The organism is Rhodococcus sp. ACS1 (genome assembly GCF_002300155.1).
GTDB classification, from domain to species: domain Bacteria; phylum Actinomycetota; class Actinomycetes; order Mycobacteriales; family Mycobacteriaceae; genus Rhodococcus_F; species Rhodococcus_F koreensis.
In genome coordinates, this window is sequence record NZ_NSDZ01000001.1 from 1,050,598 (window position 1) to 1,071,469 (window position 20,872).

At 67.3% G+C, this 20,872-nt stretch carries 17 protein-coding genes, 1 tRNA gene, 1 other RNA gene and 1 pseudogene; 9 read left to right on the forward strand and 11 right to left on the reverse strand.

The features are described from left to right. Nucleotides 1-12: 12 nt before the first annotated feature. The 8 genes from ssrA to prfB form a co-directional block, all read right to left on the reverse strand. Nucleotides 13-384, reverse strand: a transfer-messenger RNA (tmRNA) gene (gene ssrA / locus CJ179_RS05055). A gap of 95 nt (nt 385-479) precedes the next feature. Continuing rightward, the gene (locus tag CJ179_RS05060; RefSeq protein WP_072937690.1) at nt 480-1,334 is read right to left on the reverse strand and encodes a DMT family transporter; all 855 of its coding nucleotides are present in this window, start codon (nt 1,332-1,334) and stop codon (nt 480-482) included. Nucleotides 1,335-1,342: 8 nt separating this feature from the next. Beyond that, complete coding sequence (smpB, locus tag CJ179_RS05065; RefSeq protein ID WP_015890164.1) at nt 1,343-1,816, reverse strand: SsrA-binding protein SmpB; 474 nt, start codon at nt 1,814-1,816, stop codon at nt 1,343-1,345. A gap of 75 nt (nt 1,817-1,891) precedes the next feature. Further along, nucleotides 1,892-2,797: a permease-like cell division protein FtsX gene (gene ftsX / locus CJ179_RS05070; RefSeq protein WP_072937689.1), complete on the reverse strand. Its 906-nt coding sequence runs from the start codon at nt 2,795-2,797 to the stop codon at nt 1,892-1,894. Between the two features lie 67 nt (nt 2,798-2,864). Continuing rightward, nucleotides 2,865-3,554 (reverse strand): cell division ATP-binding protein FtsE, encoded by a 690-nt coding sequence (gene ftsE / locus CJ179_RS05075; protein WP_005240222.1) that lies wholly within the window; start codon nt 3,552-3,554, stop codon nt 2,865-2,867. A 53-nt stretch (nt 3,555-3,607) separates the two neighbouring features. Then, nucleotides 3,608-4,069 carry a hypothetical protein gene (locus tag CJ179_RS05080; protein WP_095860819.1) on the reverse strand — a complete coding sequence of 154 codons (462 nt, stop codon included), beginning with the start codon at nt 4,067-4,069 and terminating at the stop codon, nt 3,608-3,610. Further along, entirely contained in the window at nt 4,066-4,962 is an 897-nt protein-coding gene (locus CJ179_RS05085; RefSeq protein WP_072937794.1) for a mechanosensitive ion channel family protein, read from the reverse strand. The genes CJ179_RS05080 and CJ179_RS05085 overlap by 4 nt, the downstream gene beginning before the upstream one ends. A gap of 5 nt (nt 4,963-4,967) precedes the next feature. Further along, a complete protein-coding gene (prfB, locus tag CJ179_RS05090) occupies nt 4,968-6,074 on the reverse strand; it encodes a peptide chain release factor 2 (RefSeq protein WP_072937793.1) in 1,107 nt (368 codons plus the stop codon). Nucleotides 6,075-6,240: 166 nt separating this feature from the next. Between prfB and CJ179_RS05095 the strand changes: the two genes are divergently transcribed. The 4 genes from CJ179_RS05095 to CJ179_RS05110 all read left to right on the forward strand — a co-directional run bounded on the left by CJ179_RS05095 (nt 6,241) and on the right by CJ179_RS05110 (nt 10,440). Further along, nucleotides 6,241-6,735 carry a carbonic anhydrase gene (locus CJ179_RS05095; RefSeq protein ID WP_095860820.1) on the forward strand — a complete coding sequence of 165 codons (495 nt, stop codon included), beginning with the start codon at nt 6,241-6,243 and terminating at the stop codon, nt 6,733-6,735. Between the two features lie 50 nt (nt 6,736-6,785). Continuing rightward, nucleotides 6,786-7,568: a histidinol-phosphatase gene (gene hisN, locus CJ179_RS05100; RefSeq protein WP_095860821.1), complete on the forward strand. Its 783-nt coding sequence runs from the start codon at nt 6,786-6,788 to the stop codon at nt 7,566-7,568. Nucleotides 7,569-7,792: 224 nt separating this feature from the next. Further along, nucleotides 7,793-9,205, forward strand: a complete 1,413-nt coding sequence (locus CJ179_RS05105) for an acyl-CoA dehydrogenase family protein (RefSeq protein ID WP_095860822.1) — start codon at nt 7,793-7,795, stop codon at nt 9,203-9,205. A gap of 29 nt (nt 9,206-9,234) precedes the next feature. Continuing rightward, the gene (locus tag CJ179_RS05110) at nt 9,235-10,440 is read left to right on the forward strand and encodes an acyl-CoA dehydrogenase family protein (RefSeq protein WP_095860823.1); all 1,206 of its coding nucleotides are present in this window, start codon (nt 9,235-9,237) and stop codon (nt 10,438-10,440) included. Nucleotides 10,441-10,476: 36 nt separating this feature from the next. On the opposite strand, the gene CJ179_RS05115 is transcribed toward CJ179_RS05110, so the two are convergent. Beyond that, nucleotides 10,477-12,465 carry a phage holin family protein gene (locus tag CJ179_RS05115; protein ID WP_095860824.1) on the reverse strand — a complete coding sequence of 663 codons (1,989 nt, stop codon included), beginning with the start codon at nt 12,463-12,465 and terminating at the stop codon, nt 10,477-10,479. 97 nt (nt 12,466-12,562) lie between these two features. Between CJ179_RS05115 and CJ179_RS05120 the strand changes: the two genes are divergently transcribed. Continuing rightward, complete coding sequence (locus CJ179_RS05120) at nt 12,563-13,324, forward strand: MBL fold metallo-hydrolase (RefSeq protein ID WP_095860825.1); 762 nt, start codon at nt 12,563-12,565, stop codon at nt 13,322-13,324. A 79-nt stretch (nt 13,325-13,403) separates the two neighbouring features. Further along, nucleotides 13,404-15,038: an acyl-CoA synthetase gene (locus CJ179_RS05125; protein WP_095860826.1), complete on the forward strand. Its 1,635-nt coding sequence runs from the start codon at nt 13,404-13,406 to the stop codon at nt 15,036-15,038. Between the two features lie 104 nt (nt 15,039-15,142). Here CJ179_RS05125 and CJ179_RS05130 read toward each other — a convergent pair. Then, a tRNA-Met gene (locus tag CJ179_RS05130) sits at nt 15,143-15,219 on the reverse strand. Nucleotides 15,220-15,659: 440 nt separating this feature from the next. Here CJ179_RS05130 and CJ179_RS05135 point away from each other — a divergent pair. Next, nucleotides 15,660-15,989: pseudogene (locus CJ179_RS05135) on the forward strand (transglycosylase family protein); the annotation flags it as partial. 481 nt (nt 15,990-16,470) lie between these two features. Further along, nucleotides 16,471-17,025 carry a transglycosylase family protein gene (locus CJ179_RS05140; RefSeq protein ID WP_072937679.1) on the forward strand — a complete coding sequence of 185 codons (555 nt, stop codon included), beginning with the start codon at nt 16,471-16,473 and terminating at the stop codon, nt 17,023-17,025. Nucleotides 17,026-17,102: 77 nt separating this feature from the next. Here the strand turns inward: CJ179_RS05140 and CJ179_RS05145 are convergent, their stop codons facing one another. Next, a complete protein-coding gene (locus CJ179_RS05145) occupies nt 17,103-20,084 on the reverse strand; it encodes a UPF0182 family protein (protein WP_072937678.1) in 2,982 nt (993 codons plus the stop codon). Between the two features lie 155 nt (nt 20,085-20,239). On the opposite strand from CJ179_RS05145, the gene CJ179_RS05150 reads away from it, so the two are divergent. After that, nucleotides 20,240-20,851: a PPA1309 family protein gene (locus tag CJ179_RS05150; protein ID WP_072937677.1), complete on the forward strand. Its 612-nt coding sequence runs from the start codon at nt 20,240-20,242 to the stop codon at nt 20,849-20,851. Nucleotides 20,852-20,872: the final 21 nt, after the last annotated feature.

Genomic DNA, 20,872 nt, shown 5'->3' on the forward strand with positions numbered 1-20,872 from the left:
CGGCCCGGACCTTGGTGGAGCTGCCGGGAATTGAACCCGGGTCCTCCGCAGCAAAGCTAGGGCTTCTCCGTGTGCAGTTTGCTATGTCTCTACTTGGATCTCCCAGTCTCGCAAACAAGCCAGGATGACGATCCCAGTCGCTGTTGGTTGTCCCATTCGACTCCGCGACCGAGTCGAACGGTAAAGCCCTCTAGCTGATGCCAGTACCCGGACCGAGGGCGAACCCGGACTGACAGACACGCAGTCGCTACTTAGGCAGCGAGTGCGTAGTCGCGCTGATTGGAATCGGCGCTTATATGTTTGCAGCGACGCTTACGGTGGTCTCTTGCCTGCACCGACACGCTTCCCCTACCTCAACGTACGCAGTCGAAACCGTTCAGCCCCGTACGTGCCCCACGAGTCTCGCGGGGCCACCTAGTGTAACGCGAACCCCGCCCGGTTTCATCCCGGTTTCCCCTGGGAGTGTCGACGGGCGTGTTTCAGCTGGCCACGGCGATCATTCCGACGGCCGCGAGGGCGAGGAGCATCCCCGCCTGCTGCATTCTGCTCACCCGTTCACCGAGCATCACCATCGCCAGCAGCACGGTGGCCGCGGGGTACAGCGACCCGATCACGCTGACGAGCGACAGCAGGCCACCCTGGAACGCGTACATCATCGCCGCGTTGGCCAGGACGTCGAGGAAACTCACGTACACGGCTAGTTTGAGGGGTTCGCCGTGGGGTGGCACGAAGTGGCCGGCGGCGAGGGCGACGAGCCACACCACCGCGGTCGCCGCGGCGCGGGACACGGCGAGCGCCCACATTCCGCCCTCCTCGCCGATCTGGTGCAGCGAGACGAAGGACAGCGCGAACGCGATGCCGGATCCGACGGTGAGCAGCGCCACGGTGCGGGTGAAGCGCAGCACCCTGCCGCCTGCCACCTCGCCCGCGGTCTCGTCGGGCGATTCCCGGCTGACGAGGACGACGGCGACGAGGGCCACTGCGATCCCGATGTACGCGACGGGCCCGGGCCGCTCGCCGAACGCGAGCCCGATCAACACCGGAATACCGGCGACCAGCACGGCCGTCAGCGGCGACACCACCGACATCGGTCCCGACGCCAACGCGAGATAGAACCACCAGACCGCCACGCCGCCTGCCACTCCCGCCACCGCGCCCCACACGAGGGAGGACGAGGTGAGAGTGCCGCCGGCGAACGGGGCGATCAGGAGCACGATCAGCAGGGACAGCGGGTACGACACTATGACGACGCGCAGCGCCGCCACCCTGCGGGACGCGACTCCGCCGACGAAATCGCTCACGCCGTAGCCGATCGCGGCCACGAGCGCGAGCAGGATGGACGTCAGCGCATGCCCTTGACTCGGCGTCCGAGTTCGCGGGTCACCTCACGCTCGGCGGTCCGCCTGGCCAGGTCCTGGCGCTTGTCGTAGTCCTGCTTGCCCTTGGCGAGCGCGAGCTCCACCTTGACCTTGCCGTCGGAGAAGTACATCGACAGGGGAACCAGAGTCTGGTTGCCCTCGCGGGTCTTGCCGACGAGGTGTTCGATCTCCCGCTTGTGCAGCAGCAGCTTCCGGGTGCGGCGCGGCGAGTGGTTGGTCCACGTGCCCTGCGTGTACTCGGGGATGTGCAGGGAGCGCAGCCACACCTCCCCGTCGTCGACTGTGGCGAACGCGTCGACCAGCGACGCCTTGCCCTCGCGCAGACTCTTCACCTCGGTACCGACGAGGGCGATCCCCGCCTCGTAGACGTCGAGAATGGTGTAGTTGTGACGCGCCTTGCGGTTGGTCGCAATGACCTTGCGGCCCTTTTCCTTCACGTTCCGGGCCTTTCAGTCCGCGATGTCCGAGGTGAACAGTTCGTACCCTCCAGCATAGGAGAAGGGGCAAACCGATTATTCGCGGACGTACAAGCGCAGGGTCACGTATGCGGTGACCGCCGCCATTCCGACGCCCACCAGCACCAGCACCGGCGACACGAACAGCACGTCGCTGTTGGAGATCCGGGCCACGATGTTGGCCTCGTACACGTCCGCGAGCACGTCGTCGATGAACATGTTCTTCGCGGTGAACAGGCCGACGATGGCCAGGACGGCGCCGACCAGCGCGGCGACCACCGCCTCGAGCAGGAACGGCAACTGTGTGTACCAGCGGGTGGCACCGACCAACCGCATGATGCCGACCTCGGTGCGACGGGTGAAGGCCGCGATCTGAACCATGTTCGCGATCAGGAGAATTGCCGCCACGGCCTGCACGATCGCGATCGCGAACGCGGCGTTGCGCACCCCGTTGAGGACGCTGAAGAGCCGCTCGACCAGTTCGCGCTGGTTGAGGACGCTCTCGACGCCCGGGCGGGTACCGAAGTTCTCGTTGATGACGCCGAACCGCTCCGGGTCGCTGAGCTTGACCTTGAACGAGGCGGGGAAGCTGTCGGGGCTGACGAGCGCGGCGAGTTCGGGCTGATCCTTGAACACCCGCTCGGTCGCGTCCTTCACCGCGTCGTCCCGGTTGAGGTACTCCACCGACACCACCGACGGCGTGTCCTCCAGTTCCGTGCGCAGCGACTTGCAGATCTCCCCCTCGCAGCCCGGGTCCGACGTGGAGATGTCGTCGGTGAGGAAGATCTGTACCTCGACGCGGTCCAGGAAGATCTGCTGGGTCTTGCCGGCCATCTGCACCACCAGCAACCCGCTCCCGAACAGGCCGAGGGAGATCGCGGTGGTGAGGATCATCGCGATGGTCATGGTGACGTTGCGGCGGAGTCCGGTCAGGACCTCACTGAAAATGAAACTGGCACGCATCGGGGAATCAGAGTCCTTCGTAGGAGACTTGGGGACAGTACTGAAGCTTGGAGTGCAGGGAGGGCGGCTAACGCCCCACGCCGTACACACCCCGAGCCTCGTCGCGCACCACTCTGCCGAGGTCCAGTTCCACCACGCGACGACGCATCGAGTCGACGATGTGGTGGTCGTGGGTCGCCATCACCACCGTCGTTCCGGTGCGGTTGATCCGTTCGAGCAGCAGCATGATGTCCTGGCTGGTCTCCGGGTCGAGGTTGCCGGTGGGCTCGTCGCACAGCAGCACCAGCGGCCGGTTCACGAACGCCCGCGCGATGGCGACGCGCTGCTGCTCACCACCGGACAGTTCGGTGGGGAGCCGGTCGGCCTTTCCGGACAGCCCGACCATCTCGAGCACCTCGGGGACGGTCCGGGAGATCATCGCGCGCGGCTTCCCGATCACCTCGAGCGCGAACGCGACGTTCTCGGACACGGTCTTCTTCTGCAGGAGCCGGAAGTCCTGGAAGACGACGCCCATGCTCTGCCGCAGCTTCGGCACACGCCGGGCGGACAGCTTGTTGACGTGGAAATCCGCGATGTGAATGTCACCCGACGTCGGCGACTCCTCCTTGAGGAGCAGGCGCATGAACGTCGACTTTCCCGAGCCCGACGGGCCGATCAGGAAGACGAACTCGCCCTTGTCCACCTCGACGCTCACCTTGTCCAGGGCGGGCCTCGTGGAGGTCTTGTACGACTTCGACACATTCTCGACGCTGATCACGAGGAGCCAGTCTAGACGTTATCGAACAGTGACCAAATGGAGCGACGCGCGCGTCATCGCCCCGTCTGCGGTGTCGCCGACGTCGTCGGGACGGAAGACGTGGTCGGCGGCGTGGTGGTCTGCGGAGGCGGGAACGGATTGGGAATCCCGAACGGCAGCGTCGGCGTCGACGTCACCTGACTGGTCCCGGTGGGCGCCGTCTGCTCCGGCGTCGGCTCGGGTGTCGACTCGGTGGTCGTGGCGGTCTCCGTCGTCGACTCGATCGTCGTCTCGAACTCCGACGTCGGCGGCGTGGTCTCCTGGATCGGCGCCTCCCGGGTGGGGACGACAGCCGGAGCGACCGGTCCCTGAACCACCTCTTCGGCGGGATTGAGGTACGTGTACAGCGTGTACAGCACCACCCACAGGATGCACAGCACCAGCGTCGACGTCCGCACCCGGCCGCCGAGGATCTTGGCGGGAAGGAACGAGGAGTGCAGAATCCGGTCCAGTCCGCGCCGGGGTTCGTCGGTCATCCCTCGCCCTCCGCTGCCCGGACCGTCTGGAGGTCCGGTTCGACGGTGATCCCCTGCCGTCGCATCGCGGTGGCGATGCGCACGCGCAGTGCGCGACCGACCTGGAACTGCTTACCCGGCAGGGTCCGCGCCACGACGCGGACGCTGACCTCGTCGACCGTCAGACTCTCCACTCCCATCACCGTCGGCTCGTCGAGCAGTAGTTTCTTCAGTCCGCGATCCGCGAAGGCCTCGACGCCGACCTGGTGGAGCACCTCGTTGACGCGGTTGATGTCCGACGTGGCCGGAACGGGAACGTCGATCACGGCGCGCGCCCAGTCCTTGGACAGGTTGATCGCCTTCACGATCTGGCCGTTGGGCACGGTGATGACCTCACCGTCCGAGTTCCGCATCCGGGTGACCCGGAGGGTGACGTCCTCGATCACGCCCTCGGCGTCCTCCGACGACCCCGTCACCGCGAGCTGCACCGTGTCACCGAATCCGTACTGGCGTTCGGTGATGATGAAGAAGCCGGCGAGGATGTCCTGCACGACGCGCTGCGCGCCGAAACCGAGCGCCGCACCGAGCACGGTGGCCGGGGCCACCAGGCTGCCGATCGGCAGGCTCAGCTGGTCGAGGACCTTCATCGTCGCGATCACGTAGATGATGGTGATGATCACCCAGGTGATCACCTGCGCCACCGAGTGGCGGTGCTTGGTCGCCTCGGACCGCACGAGGGCGTCGCCCTGCATGTAGTTGCTGTCGATCCGGTCGGTCACCTTGCCGCCGCCCCAACTGACGAACCGCGCCATCAGGATCGCTCCGAGGACGGTGAGGGACACCGCCAGCCCCGTCGACGAGAGCCAGTCGAGGAGGTTCTGGGTGGGAGCGAACACTGCCGCCGCCGGTTCCATGGAGATCAGGACGCCTGACTCTCGCGCATCCGCCACCGGATGCCGGATTCGAGGAAGCCGTCGATGTCACCGTCGAGCACCGCCGACGGGTTGTTGACCTCGTACTCGGTGCGCAGATCCTTGACCATCTGGTACGGGTGCAGCACGTACGACCGCATCTGGTTGCCCCAGGAACTGCCGCCGTCGCCCTTGAGCGCGTCCATTTCGGCGCGCTCCTCCTTGCGCTTGACCTCGAGCAGCTTGGCCTGGAGGACGCGCATCGCCGACACCTTGTTCTGCAGCTGCGACTTCTCGTTCTGACACGTCACGACGATGCCGGTCGGGATGTGCGTCAACCGGACCGCGGAGTCGGTGGTGTTGACCGACTGCCCGCCGGGGCCCGAGGAGCGGTACACGTCGACGCGGACGTCGTTCTCGTTGACGTCGATGTGGTCGGTGGTCTCGACCACGGGCAGGACCTCAACCTCGGCGAACGACGTCTGGCGGCGGCCCTGGTTGTCGAACGGGCTGATCCGGACCAGCCGGTGCGTGCCCATCTCGACGGAGAGGGTTCCGTAGCTGTACGGCGCCTTGACCGCGAACGTCGCGCTCTTGATGCCGGCCTCTTCCGCGTAGGACGTGTCGTAGACCTCGACGCCGTAACCGTGTTTCTCGGCCCAGCGGATGTACATGCGCATCAGCATCTCGGCCCAGTCGGCGGCGTCGACGCCACCGGCGCCGGAGCGGATGTTGACCAGCGCGTCACGCTCGTCGTATTCGCCCGAGAGCATCGTCTTGACTTCCATCGCCGCGATGTCCTCGCGCAGGCTGTGCCGCTCGGCGTCGGCGTCCGCGATGGCCTCCGCGCCCTCGTCCTCGGCGAGTTCGTAGAGCACCGGCATGTCGTCGAGCCGCGAGCGCAGTTCCTCGACGCGGCGCAGTTCGGCCTGGGAGTGCGACAGCTGGCTGGTGACCTGCTGGGCGTGCTCCTGGTCGTTCCACAGCTCCGGATCGGCAGCCTGGTGTTCGAGCTCGTCGATACGGCGGCGCAACTCCTCCACGTCCAGCACCGATTCGACGGTGCGGAGGGTGGTGTCGAGCTCGCTCAGGTCTGCGGATACGTCGGGATGCACGGTTCCCAAGGTTACCGGGTGCGGACAGGTGCCCTGTCACCCCTTCGTTCCGGCCGAAGTCACCCCTTCCGATCACGTGGCGCGAAAGCCTTGCGGACCCCGGAAGTGCCTTGTTGCATGCACGGGTACGCAATTGTTTGTGCCGCCATCCCGGACGGAGTCGACGATGACCGTGACCGACCAGTACCTGAAGAACAACGAGGAGTACGCCGCCGGATTCACCGGGCCGCTCCCCCTGCCCCCCAGCAAGCACGTCGCGGTCCTCGCCTGCATGGACGCACGTCTGGACGTCTACCGGATCCTCGGTCTCCAGGAGGGTGAGGCGCACGTCATCCGCAACGCGGGCGGGGTGGCGACGGACGACGAGATCCGCTCGCTCGCGATCAGCCAGCGGCTGCTCGGCACCACCGAGATCATCCTCATCCACCACACGGACTGCGGGATGCTCACGTTCACCGACGACGACTTCAAGAAGTCCATCCAGGACGAGGTCGGGATCAAACCGGCCTGGTCAGCCGAGGCGTTCTCCGACCTCGACGAGGACGTCCGGCAGTCGCTGCGCCGCATCCAGGCCAGTCCCTTCGTCACGGCGACCACCTCTCTCCGCGGGTTCGTCTTCGACGTCGCCACCGGCAAGCTCGCCGAAGTGAAGATCGACTGAGGTCCGCGCGGGCGCGGTACGACCGCGCGGTACGAGTAATCTGTGCGACCGTGACCGATCTCGACGCCGACCTGCAGCTCGCCCTCCGAATCGCCGACGAGGCGGATGCGATCACGAGGGCCCGCTTCGGGGCACTCGACCTGTCGGTGGACGACAAACCCGACCTCACCCCGGTCACGGACGCGGACCTGGCGGTGGAACGGGCGGTCCGGGCGACGCTGGAATCCGAGCGGCCCGCCGACGCCGTCCTCGGTGAGGAGTTCGGCGGCGACGCGCAGTTCTCGGGTCGGCAGTGGGTGGTCGACCCGATCGACGGCACCAAGAACTTCGTGCGGGGCGTCCCCATCTGGGCCACGCTGATCGCGCTGCTTGAGGACGGCGTTCCCACCGTCGGCGTCGTGAGCGCCCCGGCACTCGCGCGCCGCTGGTGGGCGGCATCGGGTCGCGGCGCCTGGTCGACGTTCGACGGCTCCGAGCCCACTCGGATCGCCGTCTCGGCCGTCGACCGTCTCGGTTCGGCCAGCCTCACGTTCTCGAGCCTGTCCGGATGGAAGGAACTCGGCATCCGCGAGCAGTTCCTCTCCCTCACCGACGACGTGTGGCGGGTCCGCGGATTCGGTGACTTCTTCTCCTACTGCCTGCTCGCCGAGGGCGCCGTCGACATCGCCGCCGAGCCCGAGGTGTCGTTGTGGGACCTCGCGCCCCTCGACGTCCTGGTGCGCGAGGCCGGCGGCCGGTTCACCAATCTCGCCGGCGCCGACGGCCCGCACGGCGGCAGTGCGCTGGCCACCAACACTCTGCTGCACGACGAGGCGCTGTCCCGACTGCGCTGATGCAGTAATACAGGCAGCAGTCCTGACAAGGCCTCCGCCCTCCTCGGCTCCCGAGGAGGGCGGATTTCGTATGTCCGCTGTCTGCACCCCCCGCCCCCGAGAATCGGGCTCGAACCCGACGCGGTGGGGAGCTCGTGGGCACCGGAACTTACTCGATAGTAGACACCCACCTTACTGCTAAGTAAGATAGTTGGTGTCCACGCCCGAACACCGAGAAACAGCTGGTGATCATGAGCAAGCAAGACACTGTTGCCCCCAACGGCAGAGCGAAGCGGAACCCCCGTGACACGTCCGCCGTCGGACTGAATCCCGTCAAGCGCGACGCCATGGGTGCCGCGATGCGCGTGCTGACCAAGATCACCGGATCCGATCTGGCCGAGAAGTACAACCTGCGCCAGACGATCGACCGGGTGACCTACGAAGGCACGAAGACCGGTTTCAAGACGCTCGGCGCCGCGACCCGCGGATTCCAGAAGGTGTCCGGCGGCGGCGCACCGAAACGCCTGCCCGACAACCCGACCGCCAAGGCCGGCTACTTCGACCTGACCCCGAGCGACGAGCAGCAGATGATCGTCGAGACCGTGCGCGAGTTCGCCGCCGAGATCCTGCGGCCCGCCGGCCACGACGCCGACGCTGCCGCCGCCGCACCGGCGGATCTCGTGAAGCGCGCCGCCGAACTCGGCATCACCCTGATCAACGTTCCCGAGGAACTCGACGGGGTCGCCAGCGAGCGCGGGGCCGTCACCAACTCCCTCGTCGCCGAGGCCCTCGCCCACGGCGACATGGGGCTCGCGCTGCCGATTCTCGCGCCGAGTGGCGTCGCGGTCGCCCTCACCCAGTGGGGCACCGACTCCCAGCAGAAGACCTACCTACCCTCGTTCACGGGCGAGCAGGTTCCGAACGCGGCCGTGGTCGTCAACGAGCCCCGCGCACTGTTCGATCCATTCGCGTTGCAGACCAAGGCAGTCCGCTCCCCCAGCGGCTACAGGCTCAACGGCGTCAAGAGCCTCGTTCCCGCCGCGGCCTCGTCGGAACTGTTCATCGTGGCGGCCGAACTCGACGGCAAGCCCTCCTTCTTCATCGTCGAGGCCGACACCAAGGGACTCGTCGTGGAGTCGGACCCGAGCATGGGCCTGCGCGCCGCGGGGCTCGGCCGGCTCAACCTCACCGATGTCGCCGTGCCCGAGTCGGGTCTGCTCGGCGCCGCCGACGCCGACGCGAGGAAGGCCGAATACGCCGACGCCATCCGGCTGGCCCGCCTCGGCTGGGCGTCGCTCGCGATCGGCACCGGGCAGGCCGTTCTCGACTACGTGATCCCCTACGTCAACGAGCGGGTCGCGTTCGGTGAGCCGATCAGCAACCGTCAGGCGGTCGCGTTCATGGTCGCGAACATCGGCATCGAACTCGACGGCCTGCGCCTGGTCACGTTGCGCGGCGCCTCCCGCGCCGAGCAGGGGCTCTCGTTCGCCCGCGAATCGGCCCTCGCCCGAAAGCTGGCGTCCGAGAAGGGCATGCAGATCGGTCTCGACGGCGTCCAGCTGCTCGGTGGCCACGGTTACACCAAGGAACATCCCGTGGAGCGCTGGTACCGCGATCTGCGCGCCATCGGCGTCGCCGAGGGCATCGTCCTGATCTGAGCGGCCGGATTCGAACTAAGGAAACAGTCATGATCAACCTCGAACTTCCCAAGAAGCTCAAAGCCTCCGCGAACCAGGCGCACCAGGTTGCGGCAGAAATCTTCCGGCCGATCTCCCGCAAGTACGATCTCGCGGAGCACGCCTACCCCAAGGAACTCGACACCATGGCCGCCATGGTGGAGGGCCTCAACGACTCCGGTAAGGGGGCGGCGGGAGCCGCCCTCGGACGCGGCGACGAACCGAAGGTCATCGGGAACGTCAACGGCGGCAACATGTCCTCGCTGATGAATGTCATCGAAACCTGCTGGGGCGACGTGGGCCTCACACTGGCGATCCCGTACCAGGGTCTCGGCAACTCGGCGATCGCGGCGGTCGCCACCGACGAGCAGCTCGAGCGTTTCGGCAAGGTGTGGGCGTCGATGGCGATCACCGAACCCGGTTTCGGTTCCGACTCCGCCGCCGTCACCACCACCGCGGTCCTCGACGGCGACGAATACGTCCTCAACGGTGAGAAGATCTTCGTCACCGCCGGCGAGCGGTCCACCCACATCGTCGTGTGGGCCACCGTCGACAAGACCAAGGGCCGCGCCGCGATCAAGTCGTTCGTCGTCCCGCGCGACGCCCCGGGCCTGAGCGTCGCCCGCCTCGAGCACAAGCTGGGCGTCAAGGCGTCGGACACCGCAGTGCTGCTGCTGCAGGACTGCCGGATCCCGAAGGACAACCTGCTCGGCACGCCGGAGGTCAACGTCGAGAAGGGCTTTGCCGGCGTCATGCAGACGTTCGACAACACCCGCCCGATCGTCGCCGGCATGGCCGTCGGCCTGGGCCGCGCCGCGCTCGAGGAACTGCGCAGCATCCTCTCCGACGCCGGTGTGGAGATCTCGTACGACACCCCCGCATACAACCAGCACGCGGCCGCCGCCGAGTTCCTGCAACTCGAGGCCGACTGGGAAGCCGCCTACCTGCTCGCCCTGCGGGCAACGTGGATGGCGGACAACAAGAAGCCGAACTCACTCGAGGCGTCGATGTCGAAGGCGAAGGCCGGCCGCACCGGAACCGCCATCTCCCTCAAGGCCGTCGAACTCGCAGGCACATGGGGATACTCGGAGCAACCGCTGCTCGAGAAATGGGCACGCGACTCGAAGATCCTCGACATCTTCGAGGGCACGCAGCAGATCCAGCAGCTCATCGTGGCCCGCCGTCTACTCGGGAAGTCGTCGGCAGAGCTGAAGTAGCACCCGCGCACGGCTCATACCGTCCGGGAACGGGATTCACGCGAGATCGCGCCACCGGACGAGAACCTCGTGCACGGCCTCGGCGCCCTGCAGAGGGTTCGGTGGCGCGGGCAGGTCCGCGGGATACAGCAGGAACGGCGTGTTCTGGGGTCCACCGAGCCCGCCGTGCGATCCGACCTGGTCTTCGAACGCGGCGACCTCCCGGGTATCCGGCCAGTACCGCCCGCCCACCATCAGGTCGGCGACGTTGTCGAACGTGTCCGTGCGGCGGACCCGGTCGAGGGCGCCGGGCCCGAAATCGGCGAGCGGATCGACGCCGTCGACCTCACCGGTGGCGACGTCGGCGCTGCCGGCAGATCCGAGCACGACCGAGCCGTCGTCGTCGCGGGCCACGAGCACGAACCCGATACCGGGATGTGTGACGAGCGCCGGAATCAGGTCCGGGTAACGGGCGTCGATCCATTCGCGGGTGGCCCGGCCCGGCACCCGCGGGAAGCTGACCAGCCCGAGATTGCCCGACGCGAGAACCACCGGATTCTCGCCCGGGGTGACGACGTCGGGAGTCGCTTCCGACCGGAGGCTGGCCTCGGCATAGCCGAGGCCCTCGGCGCCGCGCCCTCGGCTGCCGAGCGTGACGGAGTCGCCCTCACGGCGACCCGGGGCGTGGCAGGCGTCGAGCACGACGTCCTCGAGGCCCTTGCCGTAGCGGTCGCGGAACGTGGAACCCTGACTCTGCCCGTGATCCGACAGCACGACGATGCGGTAGTGCCTGCCCGCCTGGGCGGCGACGGCGGCGATCATCCCGATCTCGTCGTCGAGTGTGCGCAGGACCTTACGCGTCTCGGGGCGTTCGACACCGGAATGGTGGGCGACCTCGTCGTACCCGACCAGGTCGACGTACACGGGGCTGCGGCCCGCGATGAGATCACCGACGACCGCGGCGACGACGACGTCCGTCTCGACGACCGTCGTGAACGCACGGACCAGCGGATACAGCCCACCCCGCCGGACGCGCGGGGTGACGTCGGCGCGGCGTTGCCGGTACGCCTGCACGTTCTCCCGCAGCACCTCGGCGACGAGCCGAACCGCGGTGCGCACGGCGCTCGCCGGGTCGACGAAGTAGTCGGCGTATCCGGTTGCCCTGCCACCCATCCGGGCGCCTCGCATACGGCTGACCACGAGGACGTTGTCGTCGGCGCCGCCGGTGACCAGGTTGCCGCGGCTGGCGCCCCCGGTGAGGAGACCGGGCCGGTGCGCGCGCTCGAGTTCGCGGGCGGCGTTGTCGGCGGGATTGCTGAAGACGGCGACGGTGCCGCGGGTCTTGTCGTACCACCGGAACGCGGGCACGTTGTGGTTGTCACCGTGCAGGATCCCGAGCTGGCTCGCACCGGTCTGACTGCTCCAGTCCGTGTGCCAGGACGTCAGGACGTGGGAGCCCCGGTGCACGAGCCCGGCGAGGTGCGGCGTGACGCCGTCGCGGATCGCGCGTTGCAGCACCGCGTGGCCGAGGCCGTCGATCTGGATGCAGAGCAGTCCGGGTTCCCCCGCCGCCGCGTCCGCACCGCCGCGACGTCGTAGCCGGGACCGGTTGCGGCGCACCAGCATCAAACGGTACGTGTCGTCGCGCCTGGCCGCGATGGCTCCGGCGACACCGGAACCGACGACGGACATCACCAGGGCCAGCACCAGCACGTCGGCGACCCGTTCCGTGGTGGCGACCGGTACGACCCGCACGGCGAGCACCATGATCAGCCAGTTCCCGGCGAACACGCCCAGGAACAGCAGCGCCGGACCGACCCACAGCATCGCGCGCACGAGCAACGGCCACAGGGTGACCGACAGCAGTCCGTACACGAGGGCGAGGAACAATGCTGCCGGGATGGTGTCGAAGGGGCCGCCCGCAGGTGTCGGACGCAGCCGGACCCCCGGCAGGATCAGGTCGGTCAGGACCAGTGCGACGGCGGAGACGAGCCACAGCACGAGAAATTCGGTGACCGTCCTGGCCGCCGAGCCCAGAGAGCGCATCGCAGACCTCCCTTTTGGGGGATCGTAAGGTCTGACAGGGAGTGGCGCGGCGGAACTCATCGCAGCAGCGTCACCGCGACGAGCGAACGGGACCGCCATGACCGAGAACGCAGGGGTGCTCATCCGGTGGCGGGGGCATGCGACGGTCGAGATCACGGACAGCGGGACGACGATCCTGACGGACCCGGTGCTGACGGCACGGGTGGCGCACCTGCGGCGTCGCCGCGGCCCAGACCCGATGGCCGACCCGGTGCGGCCGGACGCCGTGCTGCTGTCCCATCTGCACGCCGACCACACCCACCTGCCCTCGCTCGCCCTGATCGGGAACGACATTCCGATCGTCGTTCCCCGCGGCGCGGTGGACGCGTTTGCGGGACTGCGGGTGTTCGGCGACCGGCTGATCGAGATGTCGCCCGGGCAGGACGTGCGACTCGGTTCGGTGACGGTGCGCGCGGTGCCGGCCGTGCACGACGGCAGACGGTGGCGCCGTGGCCCACAGCGGGCGCAGGCGCTGGGGTACGTCGTCGACGGCGCGGCGTCCACGTATTTCGCCGGTGACACCGCCCTCGATCCCGCGATGGCGGAGTGGGTTCCGCGCTGCGACGTCGCGCTGCTGCCGGTCGGAGGGTGGGGGCCGAATCTCGGACCGGGACACATGGATCCGGAATCGGCCGCCGCCGCGGCGAGGTCCGTGGCCGCCGTGGTGTCGATCCCGATCCACTTCGGCACGCTGTGGCCGATCGGAATGGACGCGGTCCGGCCTCGCCGGTTCCACGGCCCCGGTCGCGAGTTCGTCCGTCGCGCGGACGCGGACGGCCTGAGGGCCGTCGAACTGGACCCGGGCGAGGCATTCCGGTGACTTTCGGTTACGACCGGCACCGGTGCCGCTGTCCTCTACCCTGACTGGTGACACGGTCCGCCTATCCGAAGGGTTCGACATGTCAGTGCAGCACGTTCTCACCAAGCTGACGGACGCCGTGGGAGCTGTACGGGTGATGAACCGCGCAGGCCTCGTTCCGTTTCCCCGCGTCGACCAGGGTGTCCGATCGATTCTGGCGGTGCGGAAGTACGGCCCGTTCGCAGGACCCGTCCACGCGAACGCCGAGGCGGGCCTGGATGCGGTGGCCATCATCGACGAGCGCGGCGCCCTCACCTACGCCGACATCGAGGAACAGTCCAACGCCCTGGTGCGTGCGTGGCAGACCGACGGCATCACTGCGGGCTCCGTCATGGGATGCATGTGCCGCAATCATCGTGGCCTGGTGCTCACGATGCTCGCCGCCGCCAAGAACGGCACCAAGCTGGTGCTGATGAACACCGGTTTCGCCCGGCCGCAACTCGTCGACGTCGCCGCCCGCGAGCAGGTGCAGGCCTTCGTGTACGACGACGAATTCCACCAGGTCGCCGAGGCCCTCCCGGACGAGGTGATCGTCTATCGTTCGTGGGCGGAGGAAAATTCGACGTCCCGGGTCCGCACGCTCGACGACGCGATGGAGGGCCGAGACCGCGCTTCGCTGCCCGCACCGTCCGCGCTCGGTGGATTCGTCCTCCTCACCAGTGGCACCACCGGCACACCGAAGGGCGCTCCCCGCGGACACACGTCGCCGCTCGCGTCGGCACAGTTCCTCGACCGGGTTCCGCTGCGGCGCGGCCAGACGATGATGATGGCGGCCCCCGCCTTCCACGGGACGGGAGTCTCCCAGTTCGCACTCGCGCTGGCGCTGGGCCAGACCGTGGTGATGCATCGGAAGTTCGATCCGGAGAACACGATTCGCCTGGTCGAGAAGCACCGGTGCGACACGCTGGTCGTCGTTCCCACCATGCTGCAGCGCATCATCGATCTCGGACCGGAGACCTTGGCGAAGTACGACACGTCGAGCCTGAAGATCATCTTCGCGGCCGGGTCCGCGCTCTCCCCCGACCTCTGCAAGCGCACCACCGCCGCGTTCGGCACGGTGCTCCACAACCTGTACGGCTCCACCGAGGTCGCCGTCGCCACCGTCGCGACACCCGCCGACCTCGAACTGGCGCCGGGTACCGCGGGACGGGCACCCGTCACGTGCCACGTGGAGCTGTACGACGAGTCGGGTCGGCGGATCACCGAACCCGAGACCGTCGGACGCATCTTCGTCGCCAGCGGTCTCAGCTTCTCCGGATACACCGACGGTCGCGACAAGGAGCGCATCAACGGCCTGCTGTCGACCGGCGACGTCGGGCACTTCGACCGCAACGGCCTGCTCTTCGTGGACGGCCGCGACGACGACATGATCGTCTCCGGCGGCGAGAACGTCTACCCGCTCGAGGTCGAGAACCTGCTCGCGGACCGCGAGGACGTGCTCGAGGCCGCCGTGATCGGTATCGAGGACTCCGAGTTCGGCCATCGACTCAGGGCTTTCGTCGTGCCCGCCCCCGGGTCCGCGAAGGACGCCGAGGAAATGAAGGCTCACGTCAAGTCGAACCTGGCGCGGTACAAGGTGCCCCGCGAGATCATCTTCATCGAGGAACTACCCCGCAACGCGACGGGCAAGTTGCTGCGCCGCGTCCTGATCGAGATGGACGTCACGGAGAGCTGATCCACCGGCCTGCGCCCCACCCGGCGCTCCGTCGCCGGCCACGGAACTGAATACGGAAACAAAAAAGAACCGGTGCCCTGGATTCCAGGACACCGGTTCTTCGGTGGTAGCGGGGACAGGATTTGAACCTGCGACCTCTGGGTTATGAGCCCAGCGAGCTACCGAGCTGCTCCACCCCGCGCTGCATGAACAAAGTTACACGAGCGAACGAACGGATTGCAAATCGCCCGGAAAGAGGCCGACTAGCAACCTTTCAGCACCACCCGAGTCACATCCGTTACCTAAAAGTTATGACCTGCATCACACTTTTGGGAAAATCTGTAACGTTTTCGGAATCCGCAACTAGTGGGTCGACCTGCGAAAACACCGTGCGTTCATCCCAGTATTTGGACGCCCGTCACAGAAAATCGGCCCGTGACCATTCCGTGATCGCCGCGTACGTTCGTTGCCAGCCCGAAACCAACGGGCAACGCCGACCCGCCGCAGCTCGACCTGCCCCAGCGGGATCCGGAATCCCGACACCTCGAGGGGCAGGACGAGGACAGATCGACCAGCGGGTCGGCACACCAGCCGTCATCCACACGACCACCTCGTCGGCAGGCGCGGAGAGGAATCAACCACATGTTCAATTCCAGCATCGTCAAGCGGACCATGGGCGCAGTCGCACTCACCGGAGCAGTCATCGGAGTGCCGCTCGGCCTGAGCACCGGCACCGCTTCGGCCGCTTCCGGAGACTGGGACGCTGTCGCAGCATGCGAGAGCAGCGGCAACTGGGGCGCCGACACCGGAAACGGCTTCTCGGGCGGCCTGCAGTTCACCGACAGCACCTGGGCCGCGAACGGCGGCTCCGGCTCGCCTTCGAACGCCTCGCGCGAGGAGCAGATTCGGGTTGCCGAGAACGTCCTGGCGACCCAGGGACCCGGCGCCTGGCCGGTCTGCGGACAGTACCTCTGATCCGCACCCCACACTTGCCCGAGCGCCCTGGCGCGCAGCACGACTGCGCGCAGGGCGCTCGGGCATTGCACGGCATCGACCTACACCACCGAGATCCGTTTCCCCGCCATTTACGCGTGAGCCGCTGCACAAATTAGTAGTGATCCCCGCCACATAACAACGGTGTAACGAATCGACTCCGAAACGATATCAAGCGCTTCTGAACTGCGGAAACAGGGAAAATTCGCCCTCGACGCCGGACACCTGTCCACCATTTTCGCCAGGTGAACTGCGGGCGAAGCTCCCGTACGGTCGCTCTCGGCCCGAAACAACCGGGCGAAAGCCGGCCCGCCGCTGCTAGCTCTGCCCCGCGGGTTCGGAATCCCCGAAACCTTCGAGGGGCAGGGACGCGGCACAGAATCGCAGCCCGGCGCGACGACGCGAACGTCGTCGCCCGCAGGCCGGCCACGACAGCAAGCGCGGAGAGGATTGACCCCGCATGACCAATCACAGCATCAGCAAGCGTGCCCTCGGATGGATCGCCGTCACCGGAGCCGTCGTCGCCGTTCCGCTCGGCCTGAGCACCGGCACCGCCTCCGCCGCCTCCCACAACTGGGACGGCGTCGCAGCGTGCGAGAGCGGCGGCAACTGGGGAATCAACACCGGAAACGGCTACTACGGCGGCCTGCAGTTCTCGCAGAGCACCTGGGAGGCCAACGGCGGCAGCGGCTCGGCGTCGAACGCCAGCAAGGCCGAGCAGGTCCGTGTCGCCGAGAATGTTCTCGCGACGCAGGGCCAGGGTGCCTGGCCGGTGTGCGGTCAGTACCTGACCACCGGTGGCGGCGCCGTCGCCGAGGCCCCCGCGCCCGCTCCGGCGCCCACCCCTGCGCCCGCCCCCGCGGCACCGGCACAGGTCCAGGCGCCCGCTCCGGTCCAGCCCGCCGCGCAGCAGGCACTGGACGCCGCGCGTCAGGTCGCCGAGCAGAACGGCTACGGACAGCAGTTCCAGCAGCTGGTGAACGCCAACCCGCAGCTGGTCGACGCACTGCGCTGATCTTCCGCTCGTATACGACGAGGCCCTGTCATCCGGTTCGGATGACAGGGCCTCGTTCGCTCTCCGGTGAAACGCCTCTACTTCGGGATCGCCTCGTACGCGGCGACCGCCTTCTGCACCCGGGCGAGGGCCGCACCGTACGCCGCGAAGTCACCGCTGCGCTGCGCCGACGTCAACGCGTCGAGCGACGCATCCAGCTCCGCCACAGCCGCCGAGACGTCCGTGCCGGACGGCGGAGTCGCCGGTGCGGTGGGCGCTGCCGGGGCCGCACCCTGGGCGACGGGCGGCGTCGTGCCGGTCTCCGGAGGTGTCCCCTCCTCGGCGCTGGGCGCCGTGGCCACCGAGCCCGTTCCCGCACCGAACACCTGGTCGAGCGCCTGTGCCAGAGTCGGGGCGTACCCGACGCGCACACTGTTACTCGGCGGCGGCTCGCGGTAGCTCACCAGCACTCGGGACAGCTGCGGGAACGTCGACGTGTTCGGGCCCGTCGAACTTCGCTCCGTGTACATCGGTTCGACGTACAGGATGCCGCCGTTCGCGATCGGCAGTGTCAGCAGGTTGCCGTACTGAATCTTGTTCGATCTCTCGAGCAGCGTTCTCTCCGACGCCACCCGCGGATCGGAGATCATCGAGTTCTGCGTCTGCTGCGGACCCTGGGTCTGGGTGTCCGTCGGCAATTGGAGCACCGTGAACTTGCCGTAGTTCTCCGGGTCCGATTTCACCGACAGATAGGCGGACAGGAACTCGCGGCTGTAACCCACCATCGCACTGGTCAGGTTGAACGACGGTTTCCCGGTCTCGGGATCACCGACCAGCACGTAGTACGGCGGCTGGTTCGCGCTCGTGTCGATCGTGGGATCGCTCGGCACCGACCAGAACGCGTTGTTGGTGAAGAACTCCTTCGGATCGTCCACGTGGTACTTGGCGAGCATCTCGCGCTGCACCTTGAACAGGTCCTCGGGATAACGGAAGTGCGCGCGCAGTTCGTCCGGAATCGAGTCCGCAGGCTGAACCGCGTCGGGGAACACACCCATCCACGCGTCGAGCACGGGATCGTTCTGGTCCACCTGGTAGAGCTTCACGGTGCCGTCGTACGCGTCGACGGTGGCCTTCACCGAGTTGCGGATGTAGGACACCTCCTTGCGGGGCAGCAGGCGGCCGGTGTTCTGGTCGATGCTGTCCTCCACCAGTCCGTCGAGCGAACTGCGCTGAGCGTACGGGTAGTCCTGCAGCGTGGTGTAGGCGTCCACGATCCACACGACCTTGCCGTCGACGACGGCCGGGTAGGAGTCGCCGTCCGCGGTCAGCCACGGTGCGACGTGCGTGACTCGGTCCCGGGGGTCCCGGTTGTAGATGATCTTCGAATCCGAACCGATGGCACCGGAGAACAATATGTTGCGTTCGGTGTACTTCGCCGCGAACGCCAGCCGGTTGAACCAGTTGCCGATCGGCACACCACCCGAACCGGTGTACGTGTAGCGCGAGGTGTCGGTGTCGTACTCCCGCGGATCCGAACCCTGGGAACCACCGACGATCGCGTAGTCGGCATCGGTGTCGGCGATGACCTCGCCGTAGTAGATGCGCGGCTGCTCGACCGGGATGACCTGATTTCCCGCGGCCTGTGAGGCGATGTCGCTCACCATGTAGACGGGGTAACCGCTGTTGCTGTTGGCGGCTTCCTCCGCGGACTCGCCTGCGGCGGCGTTCACCCGGTTCGCGGGGGCCGCGACCAGTCCGTTGCCGTGCGTGTAGACGGTGTGCTTGTTGATCCAGTCCGTCTGGTTGCCCGTCAGGCTCTTCGACGACAACTCGCGGGCCGCGACGATGTAGTCACGCATCTCCCCGTCGATGTCGTACCGGTCGATGTCGAGCGTCGGCGGGAAACCGTAGAAGTTCTTCAGCTGCTGCTGCTGGGTGAACGTCCGCGACAGGATGTTCGGGTCGAGCAGTCGCGTGTTCGCGATCGTCGTCACGTCGGCGGGCACGTCGCGCGGCGGCGTCGTCCCGTACCCCTGGTAGTCCTGGTACTCGACCTTGTCGTCGGTGATGCCGTACGCCTGCCGGGTGGCGGCGATGTTCCGCTCGATGTACGCGCTCTCCTTGTCGGCGGCGTTGGGGCGCACCGAGAACTGCTCCACCACGAGCGGCCACACCGCGCCGACCAGGATCGACGAGAGCACGAGAAGGGCTGTGGCCATTGCGGGAATCCGCAGATCGCGCAGGAAGATCGCCGCGAAGAACGCGCCCGCGCAGATGACCGCGATGGCCAGCAGGATCAGCTTCGCCTGCAGCACCGCGTTCATGTCGGTGTAGCTACCACCGGTGAACGTGGGCTCCTTGCGGCTGCTCGACAGCAGGGAATACCGGTCGAACCAGTACGCGACGGCCTTGAGGAGAATGAACGTTCCCGCCAGCACTGCCAACTGGACTCGCGCCGCATTGGTCAGCGCGCCGCCCCGGCCCGCGAGCTTGAGCCCACCGAAGATGTAGTGCGTCACCAGGCTCGCGAAGAACGCCAGCAGCACCGCCACGAACAGCCAATTGAGGACGAAACGGTAGAACGGCAGATCGAACGTGTAGAAGCCGACGTCGAGGCCGAATTCGGGATCGGCGACGCCGAACGCGCCGCCGTTGACGAACAACTGCACCGTCACCCAACTGGACTGGGCGATCAGGCCGGCGAGCAGTCCCACCGCGATCGGAATCGCGAGGCCGAACAGACGCAGCCGGGTCATCACCGTGGTGCGGTACCGCGCCACCGGATCGTTGGGACCCGACACCGGGACGAACACCGGCCGCGAACGGTACGCGAGCAGCAGTGCCAGCCAGACGATTCCGCCGACCACCACCCCCACCACGAGGAAGAGCAGCAGACGGGTGACGAGGACCGTGGTGAAGACACCACGGAATCCGACCTCACCGAACCACAACCAGTCCGTGTACGTGCTGATCAGCCGAGGACCCACCAGCAGCAGGGCCGCGACGACAAGCGCCAGCACCAGCAGCACTCGACTGCGTTTGGACAACGACGGTAAACCTGCGGGGGGCCGCATGCCCACGTGCCACACTCCAAGAACTCGGCGACGTTCTCACGCCGCGGTCAACTGCACCGTTCGGTCGTCCACACCCCGAACAGCGAGGGCGTGACCGTTTCGTCCCACTCTACGTAACAACCGAGAGTTGCCGCCGTCGGTCCTGTTCCGGGGGTGCGAAGATGGGTCCTGTGAGTGAAGAGAATGTGAACCGAGAGACGGACGCCCTCGCCCGCTGCGTGCGTGAGGTGGTCGAATTCGTCGATGCCGGAGGGTGGGATCAGCCGCCCCAGATGTTCGCACTCGTCCCGACCGAACTCCTCGCGGCCGCCGAACCGAGCCTGCTCGACCAACTCGCCGACGGTGCGGAATTGACCCCGGTGGAACAGGATCCGTTCCCCGGCGACATCGACGGCGGGTCACGCGCACTCGACGAATTCCTCGCCACCACCAGCTGGCCCGAGTCCGTGGTCGGGTGCGCCCTCGTCCAGGAGATCGTGGTCCTGCCTCCCGAGGCGGAATCCGATCTCGACGACGCGCTCGTCCCCCTCCTGTCCGACCGCGACGCCGCCGACGACGCCGCACGGGCCGCGGCCGAGTCGCATCCCGACCGCCGGGCCGCCCGGCTCATCGCCGCCGTGCTGCGCGACGGACCGTCGCTGTGCCTGATGCAGTTGCGCCCCGACGAGGACGCCGACCCGTACGCCGGAATCGAACTGCTCACCTACGAGGACCTGGCGCCGAATCTCGTCAGCGCGCTGTACGCCACCCTCGACGCGACCGAAGAGGACTGACCGCTCCGCAGTCGAGAAGGA